This window comes from Streptococcus sp. HMSC067A03, assembly GCF_001814295.1.
GTDB classification, from domain to species: Bacteria; Bacillota; Bacilli; order Lactobacillales; family Streptococcaceae; genus Streptococcus; species Streptococcus constellatus.
This window is the reverse complement of sequence record NZ_KV815640.1, coordinates 1-529: the sequence shown is the minus strand read 5'-3', so window position 1 is coordinate 529 and position 529 is coordinate 1. Positions and strand designations below refer to the sequence as shown.

1 protein-coding gene is annotated in these 529 nt (G+C 42.5%); it reads right to left on the bottom strand.

The genetic code is table 11. The annotated features are described in order from the left end of the window. Window positions 1–24 precede the first annotated feature (24 nt). Window positions 25–507 (bottom strand): sigma-70 RNA polymerase sigma factor region 4 domain-containing protein, encoded by a 483-nt coding sequence (locus tag HMPREF2963_RS00655; RefSeq protein ID WP_006267672.1) that lies wholly within the window; start codon window positions 505–507, stop codon window positions 25–27. Window positions 508–529: the final 22 nt, after the last annotated feature.

Here is a 529-nt window from a genome sequence, read left to right as displayed (position 1 = left end):
TTTTTCATCTTTTTTTATTTTCCTCTAGCTTTTTCTTTCATCGTAATCTTGTAAGTAGGTCCGTAACTCCCGAAGCATCGCTTGGCGTCCTTGAAACCGTTCATCTGCTAGTAAGCGCTCATACTGTTCTTGTTTCTCTGGACTTAGTTGTTTTTGATAGCTCTTTAGTTGGTCTCGGAGAATCACCAATTCATCCAAATAGAGTTCTTTCAGGCTGAGCTTGTGACCTATCTCGCTCACTTCCTCATAAACTTGACGGTCTAGTTTGCGCTTTTGGCTTTCTTGTTTGCGCAGGATGTCCTTGATGTGATTACGGAACTTGGTCTTATAGTAAACATAGAGACGACTTTCTGACTCTACCAGTTGCGGATAGCGACTCACCAACTCATATAAGACCAGCATCCCTTCTTGGTCCCAATCACTTAACTCCCACAGGTGGACATAATATTCCCGGCGACACTTCAGTACGATCCCTCTCACTTTGTCATACAACTCCTTGAAGTCCATTTCATAACCCTCCTTTTTTCTT